At 59.7% G+C, this 22,034-nt stretch carries 17 protein-coding genes; 14 read left to right on the top strand and 3 right to left on the bottom strand.

Annotation, left to right across the window (positions count from 1 at the left end; genetic code table 11):
• Nucleotides 1-185 precede the first annotated feature (185 nt).
• Genes ACMYSN_RS08325 through ACMYSN_RS08315 form a run of 3 tightly spaced genes read left to right on the top strand, consistent with a single transcriptional unit; the run spans nt 186 to nt 7,142 of the window.
• Nucleotides 186-2,900, top strand: coding sequence for a cation-transporting P-type ATPase (locus tag ACMYSN_RS08325; protein ID WP_462498226.1), 2,715 nt, complete (start codon nt 186-188; stop codon nt 2,898-2,900).
• A gap of 56 nt (nt 2,901-2,956) precedes the next feature.
• The gene (locus ACMYSN_RS08320) at nt 2,957-4,036 is read left to right on the top strand and encodes an efflux RND transporter periplasmic adaptor subunit (protein WP_462497657.1); all 1,080 of its coding nucleotides are present in this window, start codon (nt 2,957-2,959) and stop codon (nt 4,034-4,036) included.
• A gap of 13 nt (nt 4,037-4,049) precedes the next feature.
• The gene (locus tag ACMYSN_RS08315; protein ID WP_462497656.1) at nt 4,050-7,142 is read left to right on the top strand and encodes an efflux RND transporter permease subunit; all 3,093 of its coding nucleotides are present in this window, start codon (nt 4,050-4,052) and stop codon (nt 7,140-7,142) included.
• Between the two features lie 171 nt (nt 7,143-7,313).
• Here ACMYSN_RS08315 and ACMYSN_RS08310 read toward each other — a convergent pair whose 3' ends face one another.
• Nucleotides 7,314-8,039 carry a phosphodiester glycosidase family protein gene (locus tag ACMYSN_RS08310; RefSeq protein ID WP_462497655.1) on the bottom strand — a complete coding sequence of 242 codons (726 nt, stop codon included), beginning with the start codon at nt 8,037-8,039 and terminating at the stop codon, nt 7,314-7,316.
• Between the two features lie 319 nt (nt 8,040-8,358).
• Here ACMYSN_RS08310 and ACMYSN_RS08305 point away from each other — a divergent pair, with 319 nt between their 5' ends.
• The 7 genes from ACMYSN_RS08305 to ACMYSN_RS08275 are packed head-to-tail and all read left to right on the top strand — an operon-like array spanning nt 8,359 to nt 16,399.
• On the top strand, nt 8,359-10,023 hold the full coding sequence (locus tag ACMYSN_RS08305; RefSeq protein ID WP_462497654.1) for an ABC transporter substrate-binding protein: 1,665 nt from the start codon (nt 8,359-8,361) through the stop codon (nt 10,021-10,023).
• Nucleotides 10,024-10,041: 18 nt separating this feature from the next.
• Nucleotides 10,042-10,995 (top strand): ABC transporter permease, encoded by a 954-nt coding sequence (locus ACMYSN_RS08300; protein WP_462497653.1) that lies wholly within the window; start codon nt 10,042-10,044, stop codon nt 10,993-10,995.
• A gap of 2 nt (nt 10,996-10,997) precedes the next feature.
• Nucleotides 10,998-11,891, top strand: coding sequence for an ABC transporter permease (locus tag ACMYSN_RS08295; RefSeq protein ID WP_174508341.1), 894 nt, complete (start codon nt 10,998-11,000; stop codon nt 11,889-11,891).
• A 3-nt stretch (nt 11,892-11,894) separates the two neighbouring features.
• Nucleotides 11,895-12,938 (top strand): ABC transporter ATP-binding protein, encoded by a 1,044-nt coding sequence (locus tag ACMYSN_RS08290; RefSeq protein WP_462497652.1) that lies wholly within the window; start codon nt 11,895-11,897, stop codon nt 12,936-12,938.
• A complete protein-coding gene (locus ACMYSN_RS08285; RefSeq protein WP_462497651.1) occupies nt 12,928-13,938 on the top strand; it encodes an ABC transporter ATP-binding protein in 1,011 nt (336 codons plus the stop codon). The genes ACMYSN_RS08290 and ACMYSN_RS08285 overlap by 11 nt, the downstream gene beginning before the upstream one ends.
• A gap of 18 nt (nt 13,939-13,956) precedes the next feature.
• Nucleotides 13,957-15,141 (top strand): amidase, encoded by a 1,185-nt coding sequence (locus ACMYSN_RS08280; RefSeq protein WP_462497650.1) that lies wholly within the window; start codon nt 13,957-13,959, stop codon nt 15,139-15,141.
• The gene (locus tag ACMYSN_RS08275; protein ID WP_462497649.1) at nt 15,131-16,399 is read left to right on the top strand and encodes a Zn-dependent hydrolase; all 1,269 of its coding nucleotides are present in this window, start codon (nt 15,131-15,133) and stop codon (nt 16,397-16,399) included. Before ACMYSN_RS08280 ends, ACMYSN_RS08275 begins: the two co-directional genes overlap by 11 nt.
• Before the next feature lie 34 nt (nt 16,400-16,433).
• On the opposite strand, the gene pdxR is transcribed toward ACMYSN_RS08275, so the two are convergent.
• Nucleotides 16,434-17,897, bottom strand: coding sequence for an aminotransferase-like domain-containing protein (pdxR, locus tag ACMYSN_RS08270; RefSeq protein ID WP_462497648.1), 1,464 nt, complete (start codon nt 17,895-17,897; stop codon nt 16,434-16,436).
• Between the two features lie 235 nt (nt 17,898-18,132).
• On the opposite strand from pdxR, the gene ACMYSN_RS08265 reads away from it, so the two are divergent.
• The 4 genes from ACMYSN_RS08265 to ACMYSN_RS08250 are packed head-to-tail and all read left to right on the top strand — an operon-like array spanning nt 18,133 to nt 21,107.
• Entirely contained in the window at nt 18,133-18,984 is an 852-nt protein-coding gene (locus ACMYSN_RS08265; protein ID WP_123755871.1) for a transporter substrate-binding domain-containing protein, read from the top strand.
• A gap of 47 nt (nt 18,985-19,031) precedes the next feature.
• Nucleotides 19,032-19,673, top strand: a complete 642-nt coding sequence (locus ACMYSN_RS08260; protein WP_462497647.1) for an amino acid ABC transporter permease — start codon at nt 19,032-19,034, stop codon at nt 19,671-19,673.
• 14 nt (nt 19,674-19,687) lie between these two features.
• Complete coding sequence (locus ACMYSN_RS08255) at nt 19,688-20,353, top strand: amino acid ABC transporter permease (RefSeq protein ID WP_434585983.1); 666 nt, start codon at nt 19,688-19,690, stop codon at nt 20,351-20,353.
• Nucleotides 20,346-21,107, top strand: a complete 762-nt coding sequence (locus tag ACMYSN_RS08250) for an amino acid ABC transporter ATP-binding protein (protein WP_462497646.1) — start codon at nt 20,346-20,348, stop codon at nt 21,105-21,107. Before ACMYSN_RS08255 ends, ACMYSN_RS08250 begins: the two co-directional genes overlap by 8 nt.
• A gap of 46 nt (nt 21,108-21,153) precedes the next feature.
• On the opposite strand, the gene ACMYSN_RS08245 is transcribed toward ACMYSN_RS08250, so the two are convergent.
• A complete protein-coding gene (locus ACMYSN_RS08245) occupies nt 21,154-21,918 on the bottom strand; it encodes a Rossmann-fold NAD(P)-binding domain-containing protein (RefSeq protein ID WP_462497645.1) in 765 nt (254 codons plus the stop codon).
• Between the last annotated feature and the right edge of the window lie 116 nt (nt 21,919-22,034).

Below are 22,034 nucleotides of genomic sequence, written 5' to 3'. Positions count from 1 at the left end.
GTATTACTCTGCGATATTTGCTATGAAGAATTAACTTATCATAGTTTTTTAATTTTGCGTGAGTTTAAATATTGCACTAAATCACGTTTGTTCGTGTCCGCTTCCGATGTATTTATTCATTGGCCAGAAATGATTTCAGGCTTTCCGAATGACGGAATTTAAAAGGAAAACTTATTTTGACCAAAATGATGGACTCTAATAATACAACACCCGCCGGTGATGGTACGCCTCGGCAGGCGTACCAGCAGAGCGTTGACGAGGTGCTGATCCAGACAAAAAGCCGCGCTGAGGGCCTGTCTGGCGCCGACGCGGCTGAGCGCCTGAAATCTTTTGGCCCTAACGCCTTACCTGAAAAGAAAAGCAAGCCGGCCTGGCTGCGTTTCCTCGCCCACTTTAACGACGTCCTGATCTTTGTCCTGCTGGCCGCCGCCGTGCTCACGGCCGCGATGGGGCACTGGGTAGATACCCTGGTGATCCTCGGGGTCACGGTGATCAATGCGCTGATTGGCCACGTTCAGGAGAGCAACGCCGAAAAATCGCTGCAGGGCATTCGCAACATGCTGTCGAGCAACGCGCGGGTGCAGCGTAACGGCAAGCACGAAACCCTGCCGACTCGCGAGCTGGTGCCGGGCGATATCGTCATTCTGCGGGCGGGCGACCGCGTGCCGGCGGATATGCGTCTTATCGAAACCCATAACCTGCGGGTGGAAGAAGCGATCCTCACCGGCGAATCGACGGTGGTGGATAAAATCACCGCCGCGCTGCAAGGGGAGCTGCCGCTCGGCGACCGTACCAACATGCTCTTTTCTGGCACTACCATCAGCGCCGGCGGTGGCGTGGGGGTCGTGACCGAGACCGGGTCAGATACCGAGCTTGGGCACATCAACCAGATGATGGCGGGGATCGAGAAGCACCGCACGCCGCTGCTGGTGCAGATGGATAAGCTGGGTAAAGCGATTTTCGTCATTATTCTCGCGATGATGGCCGCCCTGTTTGTCTTCAGCCTGGCGCTGCGCGATATCCCGATGGGCGAGCTGCTGCTGTCGCTGATTAGCCTCGCGGTGGCCGCCGTACCGGAAGGGCTGCCGGCCATTATCTCCATTATCCTCTCGCTGGGCGTTCAGGCGATGGCGCGTAAACACGCCATTATCCGTAAGCTGCCGACGGTCGAAACCCTGGGGGCGATGACCGTGGTCTGCTCGGATAAAACCGGCACCCTGACGATGAACGAAATGACGGTGAAAGCGATTATCACCGCCGACTGCTGCTATCGCGTGGAAGGGAACAGCTACGAGCCGCAGGGCAATATCTATCTCGAGGGCAGCGACGAGCCGGTGCAGATTAAAGCGGGTAGCGTACTGGATACCTATCTGCGCACCATCGACCTGTGCAACGACAGCCAGCTGATGCAGGATGCGCGCGGCATGTGGGGGATCACCGGTGGGCCTACCGAAGGGGCATTAAAAGTACTGGCGGCGAAGGCAAAACTGCCGGCGGTGGCGACGCAGCTGGTGGCGAAAATTCCGTTCGACTCACAGTACAAGTACATGGCGACGCACCAGAAAATCGACCAGGAAGAGCGGGTGTTAATCACCGGCGCGCCGGACGTTATCTTTGCGATGTGCCGCCAGCAGATGACCAGGCAGGGTGTCGCCCCGTTCGAGCTGCAGTACTGGGAGAATGAGATTTCTCGTTTCGCCAGCCAGGGGCTGCGCATGGTTGCTGCCGCGTGCAAACCGGCAGTCGCTGGCAGCACCACGCTTACCCATGACGACCTGCGCGAGGGGCTGGTATTCCTCGGTATTGCCGGGATGATGGATCCGCCGCGCCCGGAGGCCATTGATGCTATCCACGCCTGCCAGACCGCCGGGATCCGCGTGAAAATGATCACCGGCGATCACCCGCAGACGGCGATGAGCATTGGCCAGATGCTGGGGATCACCAACAGCAGCCAGGCGATGACCGGCTATCAGCTGGAGCATATGGATGACAGCGAGCTGGCAAAAGCGGCGGTGGCGTACGACATTTTTGCCCGCACCAGCCCGGAGCATAAACTGCGGTTGGTGAAAGCGCTGCAGGAGAGCGGCGAAGTGGTCGGGATGACCGGTGATGGCGTCAACGATGCCCCGGCGCTGCGCCAGGCCGACGTCGGTATCGCGATGGGCATCAAAGGGACCGAAGTGACCAAAGAGGCCGCCGACATGGTGTTGACGGACGATAACTTCGCCACCATCGCCAGTTCGGTCAAAGAGGGGCGTCGGGTCTACGACAACCTGAAGAAAACGATCCTGTTTATCATGCCCACCAACCTGGCGCAGGGGCTGCTGATTATCATTGCCCTGCTGGCGGGGAACATCATTCCGCTGACGCCGGTATTGATTTTGTGGATGAACATGGCGACCTCCGCCACGCTCTCCTTCGGCCTGGCCTTTGAAGCCGCGGAGCGCAACGTGATGCGTCGCCCGCCGCGTAAAACCGGTCAGCACGTGATGGATGCCTTCGCCGTCTGGCGCGTGGCCTTCGTCGGCACCATGATTGCCGTTGCCGCCTTTATTCTTGAGGCCTGGATTGCGCCGCGCGGCCATAGCCCGGAGTTTATCCGTACCGTGCTGCTGCAGATGCTGGTCACCGCCCAGTGGCTGTACATGATTAACTGCCGCAGCAGCGACAGCTTCTCGCTGAATGTTGGCCTCCTGCGCAACAAAGGGATCTGGATGGTCAGCGGCGTGCTGCTGCTCCTGCAGCTGGCGATTATCTACCTGCCGTTTATGCAGACGATGTTTGGCACCGAGTCGCTGCCGCTGCGCTACTGGCTGATCACCCTGGTCATTGGCCTGGGGATGTTCCTGGTGGTGGAAGTTGAGAAGCGCCTGACCCGCCCGTTACGTAAAACCGTCTGACATGCCAGCGCCCTCGCCATCCGGGGAGGGCGCTGCACCATCCGCAAGGAATCGCAATGAGAAACATCATGCGCCTGGTCCTGGTGACCGTTGGCCTGGCCGGTTACGCCTTAACGGCGGCCGCAGCCCCCGCAACCCCGGTCCGCGTGACCGCTGTCGAACGCCAGTCATATGCGGCTGAGCACCAGATCCCCGGCCGTATCGAAGCCATTCATGACGTGGACATTCGCGCGCGTACCGAAGGCTGTATTGTGCAGCGCCACTTCCAGGACGGGCAGTATGTCAAACAGGGCGACCGGTTGTTTACCCTTGATGACGCCCAGCCGCGCGCCGCGCTGGCGCTGGCCAACGCCGAGCTGAAAAGCGCCCAGGCGTCATTACGTCAGGCCCAGCAGCTGCTAGGCCGCTATCAGCAACTGAAAAATAACCACTCCATTAGCCGTAACGATGTCGATAACGCCCGGATGCAGCGCGATGTTGCCGCTGCCGCCGTTGAGCAGGCCAAAGCCCGCGTGACGACGCAGCAAATCACCCTCGATTACACCCGAATCGACTCCCCGGTGAGCGGGCGCATCGGCCACAGCCGCTTTCACGTTGGCAGCCTGGTGGGACCGGGCAGCGGCACGCTGGTCGATATCGTGCAGCTTGACCCGGTTCGCGTCTCTTTCGCCCTGGATGAGGCTGCGTTTTACAGCAAGGCCGGGCAGCACGCCGATATCAGCGCGATGAAGCAGGCGTGGGTCGCGCAGATCGCTCCCGAGGGGACGCGTGAGGAGGGAGTGCTGACCTCCGTTGATAACCGGATCGACAGCCGTACCGCCAGCGTGGTGCTGCGGGCGGAATTCGCAAATCCGCAACATCGCCTGCTGCCGGGCGGCAGCGTGTCGGTGATTTTCAGCCCGCGTCAGCCGCAGGAGAGTTTGATGGTGCCGGTGGCGGCCGTCCAGCAGGATGCTCAGGGGTTCTTTAGCTGGGTGGTGGTGGATAACGGCACAGTCGCCCAGCGTCGGTTAACGCTCGACGGACAGCAGGGACAGCAGTTTGTCGTTACTAACGGGTTGAATGCCGGCGAGCGGGTGGTGACGGAAGGCGCTCAGCGCCTGCGTGACGGCGCCAACGTTAAGCTATTGAATTAGGGAAGGTGAAAGGATGCTAACGTTTTTTATCCGCCGTCCTCGTTTTGCGATGGTGATCGCGCTGCTGATGACGTTTGTTGGTGCGGTGGCGCTGAAGGTGATTCCGGTTGAGCAATATCCGCAAATTACGCCGCCGGTGGTGAATGTTAGCGCCAGCTGGCCTGGCGCCAGCGCGGCGGATGTGGCGGAGGCTATCGCCACGCCGCTGGAAACCCAGCTCAACGGCGTGGACCATATGCTGTATATGGAATCCACCAGTTCCGATGAGGGTAACTACAGCCTGAGCCTGACCTTTGCGGCCGGTACCGATGCCGATCTGGCGGCCATTGACGTGCAAAACCGCGTCTCCCAGGCGCTGGCACAGCTGCCTGCCGAAGCGCAGCAGAACGGGGTGCAGGTGCGTAAGCGGGCGAGTAACCTGCTGATGGGCGTCAGTCTCTATTCACCGCTGGAAACGCTATCGCCGCTGTTCGTCAGCAACTATGCCAGCACTCAGGTGCGGGAAGCGCTGGCCCGTCTGCCCGGCGTCGGCGAAGTGCAGATGTTCGGCGCCCGCGACTACAGCATGCGGATCTGGCTGCGGCCGGACCGCATGAACGCCCTCAACGTGACTACCGATGATATCGCCCAGGTGCTGCGTGAGCAGAACGTGCAGGGGGCCGCCGGCCAGGTCGGGACGCCGCCGGTGTTCAACGGTCAGCAACAAACGCTGACCATCAACGGCATCGGGCGACTGAACGATGCGCAAAGCTTTAGCCAGATTATTATCCGCAGCGGTGAACTGGGACAGCTGGTGCGCCTTAGCGACGTGGCGACCATCGAACTGGGGGCGCGCAGCTACAGCTCCGGGGCGCAGCTGAACGGCAAAGACTCTGCCTATCTTGGCATCTACCCGACGCCGACGGCGAACGCCCTGCAGGTGGCGGCGGCGGTCCGCGCCGAGCTGACCCGCCTGCACAGCCGTTTCCCGGCCGATATGACCTGGGAGGTGAAGTTCGATACCACCCGCTTTGTGGCGGCGACGATCAAAGAGATCGGCGTCTCGCTGGTCCTGACCCTGATGGCGGTCGTGGTGGTGGTCTCGCTGTTCCTGCAGAGCTGGCGGGCCACACTGATCGTCACCCTGGCGATCCCGGTGTCGCTGATTGGCAGTTTTGCCGTGCTTTATCTGCTGGGCTACAGCGCTAATACTCTGAGCTTATTCGCCATTATTCTGGCTCTGACCATGGTGGTGGATGACGCCATTGTGGTGGTCGAAAGCGTAGAGACGAAGATGGCGGAAGGGCTTGGCCGTCAGGAAGCGACGGCGCAGGCGCTGCGGCAGATCGCCGGGCCGGTGATTGCCACCACCCTGGTTCTGCTGGCGGTGTTTGTGCCGGTGGCGCTGCTGCCGGGCATTGTCGGCGAACTGTACCGGCAATTTGCCGTCACCCTGTCGACGGCGGTAACGGTATCGAGCGTGGTGGCGTTGACCCTGACGCCGGCGCTGTGTGCGCTGCTGTTGCGCCCGCGACCCGCTCAGCCGGCGGCGTTCTGGCGCGGGTTTAATCGTGGTCTTGATAAGGTTCGCGATGGTTATGGCGCGCTGATCGGGCGAATGAATCGTCGTCCGTGGCTGGCGCTGATGGCGACGGCATCAGCTGCCGCGGTGGTGGTGTTCAGCTTTATGCATATGCCGAAGGGATTTTTGCCGCAAGAGGATCAGGGTTACTTCTTCGCCAGCGTGCAGTTGCCGGAAGCCGCGTCGCTGGAGCGCACGGAAGCGGTGATGACCCAGGCGCGCGAGCTGTTGCTGGCGAACCCGGCGGTCGAGGATGTGATTCAGGTTTCGGGCTTTAATATCCTTAACGGCACCAGCGCGTCTAATGGCGGGTTTATTTCGGTGATGCTGAAAGCGTGGGATCGGCGGCCGCCGCTGGAGACGGTGATGGACAAGCTGCAGGGCCAGCTGCTGGGGCTGCCGGAAGCGACGATCATGACCTTTGCGCCGCCGACGCTGCCGGGGCTGGGGACCGCATCCGGCTTTAATTTACGTATTCTGGCCCAGGACGGGCAGTCTCCGGCGGAGCTGGAGCAGGTGACCCGTCAGGTGCTGCAGAAAGCGAACCAGCACCCGCAGCTGAACCGGGTGTTCACCACCTGGAGCAGCAACGTGCCGCAGTTGATGCTCAACGTCGACCGCGACCAGGCGGCGCGGCTGGATGTGCCGGTATCGCGGGTCTTCAACAGCCTGCAAACGGCGTTTGGCGGTACCCGCGTCGGCGATTTCAGTATTAACAACCGGGTGTACCATGTGGTGATACAAAACGAGATGCAGTGGCGCGAGCGCGCGTCGCAGATCGGCGAGCTGTTTGTGCGCAGCAACAGCGGCGAGCGTATTCGACTGAGCAATCTGGTGACGATCACGCCGACCGTGGGCGCGCCGTTTATCCAGCAATATAACCAGTTCCCGTCGGTATCCGTCAGCGGTTCGGCGAGCGAGGGCGTCAGCAGCCGCACGGCGATGAACGCGATGGAGCAGATTTTACAGGCCCATCTGCCTCAGGGGTATGACTACGCGTGGAGCGGGATCTCGTGGCAGGAGCAGCAAACCGGGAACCAGGCGGTGTGGATCGTGCTGGCGGCGGTGGCGATGGCGTGGCTGTTCCTCGTTGCGCAGTATGAGAGCTGGACGCTGCCGGCCAGCGTAATGCTGTCGGTGCTGTTTGCCATCGGCGGGGCGCTGCTGTGGTTGTGGCTGGCAGGGTACGCCAACGATGTATACGTGCAGATAGGGCTGATATTGCTCATCGCCCTTGCCGCCAAAAATGCGATTCTGATCGTTGAGTTTGCGCGGGCCAGGCGAGAGGAGGGGATGTCGGTGGTCGACGCCGCCCGCGAAGGGGCCACCCGGCGTTTTCGCGCGGTGTTGATGACGGCGGTTTCGTTTATCATCGGGATTGTCCCGATGATGCTCGCCTCCGGCGCCGGGGCCCAGAGCCGACGCATTATCGGCACCACCGTTTTCAGCGGCATGCTGGTGGCAACGGTGATTGGCATCGTGTTTATCCCGTCGCTGTTCGTGCTGTTCCAGCGCCTGCGCGAGTGGGGCCATCGGCGGATGTAGTCCGCGTCACGAGAGTGTCCGGTCGCGACAAAAGCAGAACCCCATGAAAAACGTGGGGTTCGTCAGAAATCAGAGGCGGGCGCATGGGCCCGCTTTTTTATGCGCCAGTTTTGCTGACCGTTAACTGCACTGCGTTGGGCCGGACTACGGTCTGGCGATAGGGCGTTTCGGTTATTTGCGTTCTACCGCGATCAGGGTGACGAACGGGTGGTACTGCCACGGGATGCTGCCGCCTTTCTGGTACATCTTTGAGATGGTGCCGTCGAGATAGAGCATCTGGCGCACGTTGAGGGTTGACTGCGCATAGCAGGCGAAATCATAGAAATTGGTTTCGCGCTCGCTCAGCATAAACACCACTTCGCCCTTGCGGTTAATTCCGACGCCGTTGCGCAGCTTGCGGGAACTGGCGGAAGGCTTCAGCCGCCAGTTGATCTTGCCGTTTTCTATTAACATCGGGCCGGACTGCACGGCGTAGCTAATGGCAGGAGAGGGGTTAAATTTATCGAGGCTGGCGATCCCCGCTTTTTGCCCCTGAAGATAAAACACCCCGCCGGGACGGATAAAAAAGTTACCGCCGCCGGAGGCGCGGTTCAGCGGAACCTTCTGCACCCCTTTTTCGATATACAGCCCCAGCGGCGCGTAGGCCTTATCGTAAATACCGCCGTTCATCGCCATCTGGATACGATCGGCCTGAGGGCTATCCGCCAGCAACGCGCGCAGTGAGCCAAAGGCCTCGCCATCCGCTTTTTTCCAGTACATCACGATGCGCTCGCGTTGCGGATTAACGGTATAGCTTTGTAGCGTCAGCGCGGGGTCGGTGAGGGTGCATTTCCCGCTGGCAACGGCGGGCAGAGAGACTAGCAGTAACGGCAGAAGGGCAGAGAAGCGCACGGTCATCGGGTCCTTAAGATCGGCAATAGCCGGCAGTATATCCAGTCCTGAATTAATAACAGGATAAAAATTATGAATTTATTTTATATAAAGTCACGCACCGTGATGATATCGGGTGTCGGAAAATCGGCTGGTGCAATTCTGCAACAGAATTCCCGCTGGCGGTGCAAAAAGATAAGTCAGGTTTATTTTTCAAATAAAATCATTGGGATAATATAAGTCATCCTTATTTTATCCCTTGTTTTCCACTTATTTCACGGCAAATCAGAACTGGTATGCATCTTGCCTGTTAAATAACGAATATTTATTTAACAGGGACAATGTGATGCTGATGAAAAAATTATGCTTACGCAAATGCCGTCTCGCCGTCGCGGTCAGCGGGGCGCTGGCGCTGCTTGCCGCGTTACCTGCCCACGCCTCGACGCTGCGGATCGCCATGACCGCGGCCGATATTCCCCTGACCCTCGGTCAGCCCGATCAGGGTTTTGAAGGGAACCGCTTTACCGGAATTCCGCTGTACGATGCTCTCGTGGAGTGGGATCTGTCACAAGGTGAGAAGCCAAGTGGCCTGGTACCCGGCCTGGCGACGGAGTGGCACGTTGACCCGCAAAATCAGAGCCGCTGGATCTTTACCCTGCGCCCGGGCGTCAAGTTTCATGATGGCACTGAGGTCAACCCCGATGCTATCGTCTGGAACGTTGATAAAGTGCTGAACAAAGCCGCACCGCAATATGCCCCGGGCCAGATTGGTAATACGCTGTCGCGCATGCCGACCCTCACCGGCGCGGAAAAAATTGATGACCACACCGTCGCGCTGACTACCTCGGAACCGGATGCGCTGCTGCCGTACAACATCACCAACCTGTTTATCGTCTCGCCCACCGCCTGGCAGAAACAGTATGACGCGGTACCGGCCAGCACCGGCGATACCGCCGCGCGCAGCAAGCTGGCCTGGACCGAATTTGCCGCCCATGCGGTAGGCAGCGGTCCGTTCAAAATGGAAAAACTGGTTCCCCGCCAGCAGCTGATCCTCGATAAAAACCCCGACTACTGGAATAAAGATCGTATCCCAAGAGTGGATAAAGTGGTGCTGATCCCGCTGCCGGAGGCCAACGCCCGCACCGCGGCGCTGCTCTCTAAACAGGTTGACTGGATCGAAGCCCCGGCCCCGGATGCGGTGGACCAGATTAAAGCCCAGGGCTTTAAAATCTACGCCAATACCCAGCCGCACCTGTGGCCGTGGCAGTTCTCCTTCGAAGAGGGCTCCCCGTGGAAAGATATTCGGGTGCGCAAGGCCGCCAACCTGTGCCTGAATCGCGCCGAGCTGAAAAGCTACCTTGGCGGTTACATGACCGAAGCCACCGGCGTTTATGAAGCCGACAGCCCGTGGCATGGCAAGCCGACCTTCCAGATCAAATATGACCCGGAAACCGCCCGCAAACTGATGACCGAAGCCGGATTCAACGCCAGCAAACCGCTGCATGTTACGGTGGCGACCTCGGCCTCCGGCTCCGGGCAGATGCAGCCGCTACCGATGAACGAATACATCCAGCAGAGCCTGAAAAGCTGCTTCTTTAACGTCGATATCAAAGTAAACGAGTGGAACACCTTGTTCACCAACTGGCGTCTCGGGGCGAAAGATCCCTCGGCGAAAGGGATCGATGCGATCAACGTCAGCGCCGCGGTCAACGATCCCTACTTTGGCCTGATCCGCTTCTCCACCGCCAAAGCCTTCCCGCCGGTCGCCACCAACTGGGGCTATTTCTCCACTCCGGAAACCGAAAAACTGGCCACCGCAGTGAAGCACGCCTTTACCCCGGCGGAGATGGACAAAGCCGCCGGTGAACTGCACGCCGCGCTGGTCGATCAGGTGCCGTTCCTGTTCGTCGCCCACGACGTTGGGCCGCGGGCGATATCTCCGGCGGTCACCGGCGTAGTCCAGCCGCAAAGCTGGTTTATCGACCTCAGTCTGGTGAGCAAGAAAGAGTAATCGTAACGGGAGCTACCGATGATCAATACGCTGCTATATCGCATCCTGCTGGCCATTCCCACCATGCTTGGGGTGGCGGTGATCTGTTTTATGCTGGTGCAGATAGCGCCGGGGGATCCGCTGGTCTCGGTGATGCCGCCGGATGCGTCCGAAGCCCTGCGTCAGACCTTAATGCAGGCCTACGGCTTTGATAAACCGCTGCCGCTGCAGTTTGTCCACTGGCTGTGGCGGGCGCTGCACGGCGACCTGGGGATGTCGGTGGCGACCGGAAGGCCGGTGATCGGCGAAGTGATGACCGCCGTCGGCTACTCGCTGCGCCTGGCGCTGCTGGCGACAGTGATCGGCTTTGTGCTGGGCAGCTTGTTTGGCTTTGTCGCCGGTTACTTCCGGAACAGCATTATTGACCGTCTGGCTTCGGTGCTGTCGGTGTTTGGCGTCAGCGTGCCGCACTACTGGCTGGGGATGCTGCTGGTCATCGTCTTTAGCGTTAAGTTCGCGCTGCTTCCGGCGACCGGCGGCGGGCCGATTGGCGAAGTGGGCTGGCAGTGGAACTGGGAGCACCTGCAGTTTATGTTGCTGCCGGCGATCACGCTGTCGGTGATCCCCACCGGGATTATTGCCCGCACCGTGCGTTCGCAGGTGGCGGACATTCTCAGCCAGGAGTTTATCGTCGGCCTGCGCGCCCGCGGGCTTAACGAGTCGCGGATCTTCCTGCACGTGGTGAAAAATGCCGCACCAACCGCGTTGGCGGTAATGGGGTTGCAGGTGGGCTATCTGATGGGCGGCTCGATTCTGGTGGAAACGGTCTTCTCCTGGCCCGGCACCGGCCTGCTGCTCAATACCGCCATTTTCCAGCGCGACCTGCCGCTGTTGCAGGGCACCATCTGGGTGCTGGCGCTGTTCTTCGTGGTGCTCAACCTGTTGGTGGATATGCTGCAAACCAGCCTCGACCCGCGTATTAAGAGGAGCTGACGATGGTGGATACTGTGACCCCAAAAAGCATGGCCGTGACGCCCGTTGCCCCCGCCAGACAAGGCTACTGGCGCGGCGTGATGCGCCGTTTACTGCGCGACCCCGGCGGCGTCTTCGTCGGGGCCATTATCCTTATCCTGTTGGCGCTGGCGCTGTTTGGCCCGTGGCTGATCGTAAAAGATCCGTATCAGACATCGATGTTTTTACGCCTCAAGCCGATAGGCACCGACGGTTTCCCGCTGGGGTCTGACGAACTCGGGCGCGATATGCTGTCGCGGCTGATCCTTGGCACCCGTCTGTCGCTGTTTATGGGCATTGTGCCGGTGGTCTTCGCCTTCTTTATCGGTGGGGCAATCGGCATTATCGCCGGCTATGCGGGCGGCAAAACCAACACTCTGATTATGCGTACCGTCGACGTCTTCTACGCTTTCCCTTCGGTGCTGCTGGCGATAGCGCTCTCCGGCGCGCTGGGGGCGGGCATCGGTAACGCGCTGCTGTCGCTGACGCTGGTGTTTGTCCCGCAGGTGGCGCGCATCGCCGAGAGCGTCACCGCTCAGGTGCGGCATATGGACTATATCGAGGCCGCCCGGGCCACCGGCGCCAGCGCCTTCACCATCATTCGCGTTCAGGTGCTGGGCAACGTACTGGGGCCGATTTTTGTCTTCTCCACCGGGCTGATTTCGGTGTGCATGATCCTCGCCTCCGGGCTGTCGTTTCTCGGCCTCGGGGTGCGCCCGCCGGAGCCGGAGTGGGGATTGATGCTGAACACCCTGCGCACGGCTATCTACACCCAACCGTGGGTGGCGGCGCTGCCTGGCCTGATGATCTTTATTACCTCCATTTCGTTCAATATCCTCGCGGACCGCCTGCGTGCGGCAATGGCGATTAAGGAGTAAGCGATGCAACCCTTTATCAATACCGACCTCGGCGGGCCGGCCCAGCCGCTGCTGAAGGTCAATAATCTGCTCAAGCACTTTCCCGCCGGCGGCGGCAAAGGCCGCGACGTGGTGCAGGCGGTGGACGACGTCAGTTTTACGGTGCTCAAAGGCGAAACCCTCGGCGTGGTAGGGGAGTCGGGCTGCGGTAAATCGACCACCGCGCGCCTGCTGATGCAGCTCCTGAAACAGGACAGCGGCGAGCTGATCTTTGATGGTCTGGAGGTCGGCTCATCGCGCCTGCCGATGAAAGCGTATCGCCGTCAGGTGCAGATGGTGTTCCAGGATAGCTACGCCTCGCTGAATCCGCGCATGACTATGGAAGAGAGCATTGCCTTCGGCCAGAGGGTGCATGGCATCAGCGCCAAAGAGGCCAGCGAATATGCCCGCTATCTGCTGGCGCATGTCGGTCTTGAACCGGGGCGCTTTGCTCACCGTTATCCCCATGCGCTCTCCGGCGGCCAGCGTCAGCGCGTGAATATCGCCCGCGCGCTGGCGATGAAACCCCGACTGGTGATCCTCGATGAAGCGGTCTCGGCGCTGGATAAATCGGTGGAAGCCCAGGTGCTGCAACTGCTGCAGGAGCTGAAGCGCACCCTTGAGCTGACCTATGTGTTTATCAGCCACGACCTGCACGTGGTGCGCTGGCTGTCGGACCGCATCCTGGTGATGTATCTCGGTGAAGTGGTGGAGATTGGCCCCGCGGAACAGCTGTTCACCGCCTCGGCCCACCCCTATACCCGCGCTTTATTAAGCTCGATGCCGTCGATGGACCCGCAGCAGCGCACTCTGAACTCGCCATTGAACGGCGATCCGCCGAGCCCGATTTCCCCACCCTCCGGCTGTCGCTTCCATACCCGCTGTCCGCATGCCAGAGCGGTGTGCTCGCAGATGAAGCCGAAGCTTGAAAACATTAGCGAGGGGCATCAAAGCGCCTGCCTGATGGCGCAACCCGCCTCGCCCTGGCACCAGAACATCGCCATCCAGGAGGTGAACCATGTCGCATGATGCTTATGTCCACATCCGCGATCTGCGGGTCGAGTTTCGCCGCGACGGTCAGACGGTCAACGCGGTCAACGGCGTCTCTTTCGATGTGCAAAAAGGTGAAGTGATGGCGCTGATTGGCGAATCCGGGTCCGGGAAAAGCGTCACCCTACGCGCCCTGATGCGCCTGCATCCGCCGAAAAGCAGCGTCCTTTCCGGCACCCTGAAAGTCGGGGAGGAGGAGGTGCTGACCATGAGTGCCTCGCAGCTGCGACGCTACCGTGGCGCGCGCTGTGCGATGATTTTCCAGGAGCCGCTGCTGGCGTTCGACCCGGTCTACACCGTCGGGCAGCAGATTGTTGAAGGCCTTCGCCGTCACGAAGGGCTGTCGCGTCAGGCGGCGCGGGAGCGGGCGCTGGAGGCGTTGCGTCAGGTGCGCATCCCCAGCCCGGAGCGGCGGCTGGATGCCTATCCGCACGAGATGTCCGGCGGGATGCGCCAGCGGGCGATGATTGCCCTCGCGCTCTCCTGTAATCCGCAACTGCTGCTGGCGGATGAGCCGACCACCGCGCTGGATGCCACGGTGCAAATCCAGATCCTGATCCTGCTGCGCGAGCAGCAAAAGCAGCGCGATCTGTCGATTATTTTTGTGACTCACGATATCGGCGCGGCGGTGGAGATCGCCGACCGGGTGGCGGTGATGTATGCCGGGCGCATCGTCGAGGAGGCGTCGATAGAGGACATTTTATATCGTCCTCGCCACCCCTATACCCAGGTGCTGCTGGGCAGCCGGCCGAAAGAGGGGCTGAAGAAGGGCGATAAGCTGCATTGTATTCCCGGCGCGCCGCCGGATCTCTCACACCTGCCGCCCGGTTGCGCCTTTGCTGAACGCTGCCCGTACGCGCAGCCGGCCTGTACCCAGAGCCAGCCCGCCACCGATCAAGTCGGGCCGCGCCACGTGGTGAGCTGCCATCGCTGGCGGGCGCTCAGTCCGTCCGTTGAACACCGGGCGCTGTACGCCTGAAGCACAGAGGAAACCACTATGCAGGATGATCTTCGCGCCTTTATGCCCTATCCGGCGCATCCGGTGGCCCATGCGTTAAGCGGGCCGCTGAGCGGGATGACCTTTGCGGTCAAAGATTTGTTCGATGTGGCGGGCTACCCGACCGGCGGCGGCAATCCGCATCTGCTGGCGCTGTCGGGAATGAAAAACCGCACCGCGCCGGTGGTGCAGACGTTGCTGGACAACGGCGCGCGCTTTATCGGTAAAACCCACACCAGCGAGCTGGCGTACTCCATGAGCGGGCACAACGTGCATTACGGCACGCCGCGCAACGGTGCCGCGCCGAACCATATTCCCGGCGGCTCGTCGTCGGGGTCGGCGTCGGCGGTGTCGAATGACGCCTGCGATTTTGCTCTCGGCACCGATACCGGCGGCTCGGTGCGCACGCCGGCTAGCTACTGCGGATTGTACGGCCTGCGCCCTACCCACGGTCGTCTCTCCCTCGACGGCTGCCAGCCGCTGTGCGCCACCATGGATACCTGCGGTTTCTTTGCCCGTTCAGCCACGGTTTTCTCCGCCGTGGCGGATTGTCTGCTGGGCGAGGCGTCTGCGGATATCGAGAACGTGCAACTGGCAAGCCACGATGGCCTGTTTTCCCGTTTGCCGCTGCGCAGCCTGCAGGCGCTGCAGCCGGTGCGCCAACGAATCAGCCGTGAGTTCGGGCCGGTCACCGCGCTGAGCGCGCCGCTGCCGGACGTGGACGAGATCTATCTCGCCTTTCGCCAGATTCAGGGCTACGAGGCGTGGCAGTCGCAGGGCGAGACCATTGAGCGTTATGGCCTGCAGCTGGGGCCGGACGTGCGCGAACGCTTCTTCTGGGGCAAAGCGGTGACCCCCGCCCAGTTTGAAGCTGCCTGCCAGCAGCGCGAGCGTTTTAGCGCCTGGTGGGATCAACAGCTCGGTGATGCGGTGCTGGTGATGCCGACCGTTCCCGATGGGGCGCCGCTGCTGACGGCGCAGGCGGAAGAGATCGAAGCGGTACGCCGCCTTTCTCACGATCTGCTGTTAATTTCGGTGATGACCCGACGGCCGCAGGTGACGTTGCCGGTCGCCCAGGTGGGCGGTCTGCCGCTGGGTATCTCACTTTTAGGGCCGCGCGGCAGCGATCGTCTGCTGGTCGCGCTGGCCAGCGCATTGATGCAAGGAGACCAATATGAGCAGTGATGTCCTTTTTACTCCCGTAACCGAGACCGCCGCCTGCCGTATTAATGGCGAACGTCTGTGGGATTCCCTGATGACGCTGGCGGAAATCGGCGCCACGCCGAAGGGCGGCTGCTGTCGCCTGACCCTGACCGACCTCGATCGTCAGGGGCGGGATCTGGTGATTGGCTGGGCGCAAGCGGCCGGGATGAGCGTTACCGTGGATAAAATCGGTAACGTGTTTATGCGCCGGGAAGGGCGTAACCCAGAGCTGCCGCCGGTGGTGTCCGGCAGCCACATTGATACCCAGCCGACCGGCGGTAAATTTGATGGCAACTACGGCGTGCTGGCGGCGCTGGAGGTGGTACGCACCCTGAACGATCTGCAGATGGAAACCGAAGTGCCGATTGAAGTGGTGTTCTGGACCAACGAAGAGGGCTCACGCTTTGTGCCGGTGATGATGGGCTCCGGAGTGTTTGCTGGTGTCTTCCCGCTGGAGACGATCTACGCCGCGAAGGATGCAGAAGGTAAAACCGTCGGCGAGGAGCTGGCGCGGATCGGCTATATCGGCAGCGAGACGCCGGGGGATCATCCGATTGGTGCCTACTTCGAAGCGCATATCGAACAGGGGCCGATTCTGGAAGATGAAGAGAAAACTATCGGCATCGTGCAGGGCGTGCTGGGGATCCGCTGGTACGACTGCGTGGTGACCGGCCAGGCCTCCCACGCCGGGCCAACGCCGATGCGTCTGCGCCAGGATGCGTTGCAGGTGGCAACCCGCATTATGCAGGAAGTGGTGGCGATTGCCGGGCGTAGCACCGAGGGGCGCGGCACGGTGGGGATGGTGCAGGTTCATCCGAATAGCCGCAACGTGGTGCCGGGTGAGGTGACATTTTCTATTGATATGCGCAATCTCAGCGATGCGCTGGTAGATGAGATGGATTGCCAGCTGCGGGCGTTTATCGACCACGTCGAGCAGGAGAGCGGGCTGACGGTAGCGCTGAAAGAGGTGAGCCATTATCCGGCGGCACCGTTCCACCCTGAGTGTCAGGCGGCGATTGCCGGGGCCGCGCAGCGTCTGGGGTATCCGGCACGGGAAATTGTCTCCGGGGCCGGGCATGATGCGGTGTATATGAGCTATCTGGCGCCCACCGGGATGATTTTTATCCCCTGTAAGGACGGTATCAGCCACAACGAAATCGAGTATGCCTCACCGGAGCATGTTACCGCCGGGGCGAACGTGCTGCTGCAGGTGATGCTGCAGTACGCGAAAGCGGTATAAGCGACGCCTGACACCACACCCCGGTGGCGCTGCGCTAACCCATCTGCGCCAGCTGCCCGCGCAGCACGTCGACCCCTTGCTCGATGGCATCGGGGTTAATGGCGTGGAATCCCATGCGGAAGAAGTTACCCGGTGGCGCATCGCTAAGAAAATGCCGCGCGCCGGGCTCAATCAGCACGCCTGCGTGGGCGGCGCGCCAGGTCAACTGCTGGGTGTTGATCTGCTCCGGGGTCGCCAGCCAGAAGGCATTGGCATGTTCGCTGCCGGCAATAATCCGGCACTCCGGCATGTAGTGTTGCAGGGCATTATGCAGGCGATCCCAGCGCTGGGCGGAGTCGTAATGGTAGCGTCGCAGATGGGTTTCGTAGTGGCCCTGGGCGAGGAAATGGGCCATCTGATACTGAATATTGGTCGGCGGATGACGATACACCAGCCGGCGTAACGCCCGGGCTTCGTCAATCAGGTCCGGGTCGGCGACCATAAAGCCCAGCCGCAGGCCCGGCGACAGCGCTTTTGACAGGCTGCTGACGTATACCACTCTGCCGCTGCGGTCGCTGGCCTTCAGCGCCGGCAGCGGGTTGAGCATAAAGTTACTTTCCGAGTCGTAATCATCCTCAATAATCACCGCGTCGTGGCGGGCGGCATGCTCCAGCAGCTGGCTGCGTCGCGCCTTGCTCATCGCTACTCCGGTCGGCACCTGGTGGCCGGGGGTAACGTAGTAGTAATCGCAAGGGGCATCGTTAAGAACAATGCCTTGTTCATCCACCGGGTGCGGCACAATATCGGTATCGGCGAGCAGGAAGGTGTTGATGGCCTCGCGAAAACAGGGATTCTCCACGCCCACGCGGGTCTTCGCTGACATTAGCAGGCGGGTCAGCAGGTACAGCGCATTTTGCGAACCGAGGGTAATCAGGATCTCATCCGGCGCCGCCACAATCCCGCGCTTCGGCAACACCCGGGTGCGGATCTGCTCAATCAGCATCGGCACATCCTGGTCGATATGGTCCACCACCCATGCCGGGTCGCGCACGCCGCCGTGCAGCCAGTTGGCCGCCGAACGCCAGGTAGCCAACGGGAACTGGCGGGTGTCCGGCTGCCCGTAGATAAACGGATAGCGGTAGTTCATCCAGCCCGCCGGTTTGAGAATCGACTCCTGCTGGCTGGGGGTGATCTGCAGTCGTGTGCCCCATCGTGGTGCAGAACTCTCGCGTGGCGGTGCAGTATCCATGGTCGCGGCAGGGGAATGCTGGTAATCCGGATGCAGATAATACCCGCTGCGCGGGCGGCTGATCAGATAGCCCTCGTTCACCAGACTTTCAAACACCAGCGCGGTGGTATTGCGCGAGACCCGCAGCTGGCTGGCCAACTGGCGGCAGGAAGGGAGCGGGGTATCGGCGGAAAAAATCCCGCCCAGAATGGCGTTAATCAGCGTCTCGCGCACCTGCTCCTGCAAACCGCGGTGCGGGTCGAAATCAACGTGTAACAGGTGTCGGATCATGCTCAGCTCCTTACGCAAACGCGTGCTACAGGAACTGGAGCAAATTCCATACCACCCTGAAATTGACTGACACATCCCCGTAATGAATCTGGCTCTATCGAGAAATTTAAAACCGTCTCTACATTAAAAATGTATTCATCAGCCGCGGACCGGAACGTCCATCGGCACATATTTTGCAAAACCTTTTCATGTTCGGGAATGAACACGTCTGGCGAATTAATTTAGGGGTGGATTGATGAAAAAATCATTAGGTTCAATGTGTCTTGGCGCCGTAATGGCAATGGCCTTTTCTTATCACGCAGTCGCCGCAGATCTTCCGGAAATTGAAAAGTCCGGCACCCTGAAAGTCGCGACGGAAGATGATTACGCGCCTTTTAACTTTATGAATAACGGCCAGGCCGATGGCTTCAACAAAGATATGCTAGATGAATTGCGCAAATATGCAAAATTCCATGTTGAGCAAAGTATTTTACCGTGGACCGGATTATTAGCGGCGGTATCAACCGGCCAGTACGATATGGCGTTAACCGGGGCGGTGATTACCGACGACCGTCTGAAAGTGTTTGATTTCACCCCGCCGTGGGCGTCCGCTCAGCACTATTTTGTTAAACGTGCCGGTGATAATTCACTGAATACCATTGCCGACCTCAGCGGTAAAAAAGTGGGGGTTCAGGCGGGCAGTGCGCTGCTGGCGCGTTTGCCGGAGCTGAAAGCGATGCTCGAGAAAGGCGGCGGCAAGCTGGGCCCTGTGGTGGAATACCCTTCCTACCCGGAAGCCTACGCCGACCTGGCTAATAAGCGCCTCGATTACGTGATTAACGTGGTCATTTCGGTTAACGACCTCGCAAAAGCCAAACCGAAGGTCTTCGCCAAGGGGCTACCGGTGTCTGGTCCTGGCTATATGGCGTGGCCGATTCCGAAAAACTCACCGCAGCTGTTGGCCTATATGACCAAATTTATGAACCATATGCGTGAGACCGGCAAGCTCGCCGAGCTGCAGAAAAAATGGTTTGGCGAAACCTACGATGACCTCCCGACAGAGCCGATTACCAACCCGGAACAGTTCCATAAGCTGGCTGGTTTCTGACAAATGGCGGCGGGCAACCGCCGCGTGTTAATGCGAAGGAGGGCTCTATGGATGCAATTTCCTGGCAGTTACTGATTGAAGGCGCATGGACGACCCTCTGGATCTCGGCTATTGCGATTACTTTTGGGGTGGTGATTGGCTTGCTGATTGCGCTGGTGCGGATGTTACGCCTGCCGGTTATCGATCAACTGCTGGTAGTGTATATCAGCCTGGCCCGCGCCACGCCGCTGGTGACGCTGGTACTGTTTCTGTTTCTCTCGCTGCCTACCGTGGGGATCAACCTCGACAAAAACATGGCGGCTATCGTCGCGCTGACCCTCAACACATCGGCATTTAACGCGGAAATCTGGCGTAACGCTTTCCGCACTTTCCCTCGTGAACAGCGCGAAGCGGCAGAGTCCGTGGGGATGGGGCGCTGGACCTATTTCCGCTACATCATGCTGCCACAGATGTGGATCGAGAGCCTGCCGGCACTGGTCAACGAAATGTCGTTCCTGATCAAAGGCAGCCCGGCGATCGCGGTGATCGGCGTGGTCGATTTGACCCGCGTGACCAACCGAATTTCATCCGTCACTTACGAACCCTTGTCGCCGATCCTTGCGGCGGGTCTGCTGTACGTCGTGCTTATCGGTACGCTGCTGAAATTGCAAAGCATCGCGGAACGCAAAGCTAAACGCCTGGCGCGATAATTACAGGAGGATCTATGAATCAGTGGGCCGTTATCTGGTCAGTGCGCGACAGCTTTATTGCGGGATTACTCGCCACCCTTGAGCTTTTTATTACGGCGGCCGTCGTTGGATTTATCGCCGGAATCGTCTTGTGCTATTTAACCGAATATCAGAAAAAGACCCTGAACCGGTTAATTGTTGGCTTTGTCAGCTTAATGCGGGCTATTCCTTTTCTGATTCTGGCCTATTTGCTCTATTACGGATTGCCGGAAGTCGGGATCAGTATGGAAGCATGGACCGCCGGACTGATTGCGTTAATTATTTACCACGGCGCCTATTTCTTTGAAATATTGCGCAGCCAGCGCCGGGTCTTTTCCGGGGGCTATATCGAAGCCGCCGTCGCCCAGGGTTTTTCGCGTTATCAAATTTTCCGGCGAATTATTTTGCCGAATATCGTCTCATCGGCATTACCGCTACTGGGGAACCAGCTGATTATTTGCCTGAAGGATACTGCTTTTTTGAGCATTATCACCGTTCAGGAGATTACCGCCGCGGCCAACAGCGTCCAGGCGACCTATTTCATCCCGTTTAACGCGTTTATTGTCGCCATTGCGTTGTACTGGGCCGTCAGCATTGTGCTGGAGCTGTTGATAAAACGACTGAGCGCTCTGGGAGCCAAAAGAGGAATGAGTCATGCCTGATACAACGGCTGTGAGTATTAAAAACGTCTCCAAGCAGTTTGATAATATTGAGGTGCTGCGCGATATCAACCTGACGGTTGAAAAAGGGTCGGTGGTGAGTATTTTAGGCTCGTCTGGCTCCGGTAAATCGACGCTTCTGCGCTGTATGAACTGGCTGGAGCAGCCGGATCGCGGCGAGATCCACATCGGCGGCCAGCGTCTGGGGATTGACGAACAAAATGGTAAGGCCATGTCCCACCGCCAGCTGTCAAAGATTCGCGAGCGGGTGGGGATGGTGTTTCAGAGCTTTAACCTGTGGCCGCACCTGAGCGTGCAGCAGAATGTCAGCGAAGCGCTGCTTCGTGTCAAAGGCATGAAGCGCGATGAGGCCAATGCCATCGCCCTGCAGCAGCTGGAAAAGGTGGGGATGGCGCACAAAGCCGATGCCTGGCCGATTACCCTGTCCGGCGGACAGAAACAGCGGGTGGCGATTGCCCGTTCGCTGGCGATGTCGCCGGAGGTGATCCTGTTTGATGAGCCGACGTCGGCGCTGGACCCCGAGTTGGTCAATGAGGTGCTGGGGGTGATGAAGGCGCTGGCGGCAGAGGGATACACCATGGTGGTGGTGACTCACGAAATGGATTTTGCTCGTCAGGTTTCAGATGAAGTGGTGTTTCTTGAAAAAGGATTGTTGATTGAGAAAGCGCCCCCGGAGAAGTTTTTCACCAACCCGGAGTCCGAACGCGTCAGACAGTTTTTGCAAAGCAGCCGGTAATAAGAATGCCGCCCTGGAGGCGGCGTTTTTATGTGTAGAACCGGTATTAATCGCGGTCAATGGCGAACGGCTGCCAGGCCTGACGTACCGGCATCACTTCAACACGGTTGATATTCATATGGTCCGGCAGGGTGGCGATGTAAAACATCTGTTCGGCAATATCCATCGCGCTCAGCGGGGTGGTGCCGCGATACAGATTATCCGACGCCGCCTGGTCGCCTTTGGTGCGCACCAGGGTAAATTCTGTCTCGGCAATGCCCGGAGCCAGGTCGGTGACGCGCACGCCGGTCCCGAGCAGGTCGCAGCGCAGGTTATAGCTAAACTGCTTCACAAAGGCTTTGCTGGCACCATATACGTGGCTGCCCGGATAGGGCCACTGGCCAGCGATAGAGCCGATATTAATGATGCTGGCACCGGCGCCGTGGTTAATCAGCGTTGGCAGCAGCGCGTGAGTGACGTTCACCAACCCGGTGACATTGGTATCGATCATCGTTTTCCAGTCTTCCAGATCGACCTTCTGCGCCGGCAGCGGCGACAGCGCCAGCCCGGCGTTATTGATCAGCGTGGTCACATCGGCAAATTCAGCGGGAAGAGCCGCCACCGCTGCCGCCACCGCGTCGCTGTCGCGGACGTCGAGTTCGATAATATGCACCGGGACTTGCGCGGCGAGTTTATCCTGTAATGTCTTCAGCCGCTCGAAACGACGCCCGCTGAGAACCAATGACCAGCCCGCCTCGGCAAAGATCTGTGCTGCCGCTTCCCCAAATCCCGAGGTTGCCCCGGTAATAAACACCACTTTGCTCGTTGTCATTTCATGCTCCTGTGCAGGTTGTCGTCCCACTATAAAAAAGCCTTTCTGACGGGCACAGAGCCAGTCGCGCTATGGCGATGTGACACGGTGTCACATCATTTTCCTCGCACTGGCTC

This window comes from Klebsiella sp. R445, from assembly GCF_051131755.1.
GTDB lineage: Bacteria > Pseudomonadota > Gammaproteobacteria > Enterobacterales > Enterobacteriaceae > Klebsiella > Klebsiella lignicola.
The sequence above is the reverse complement of the archived record's forward strand: the minus strand, read 5'-3'. Positions and strand labels throughout refer to the sequence as shown.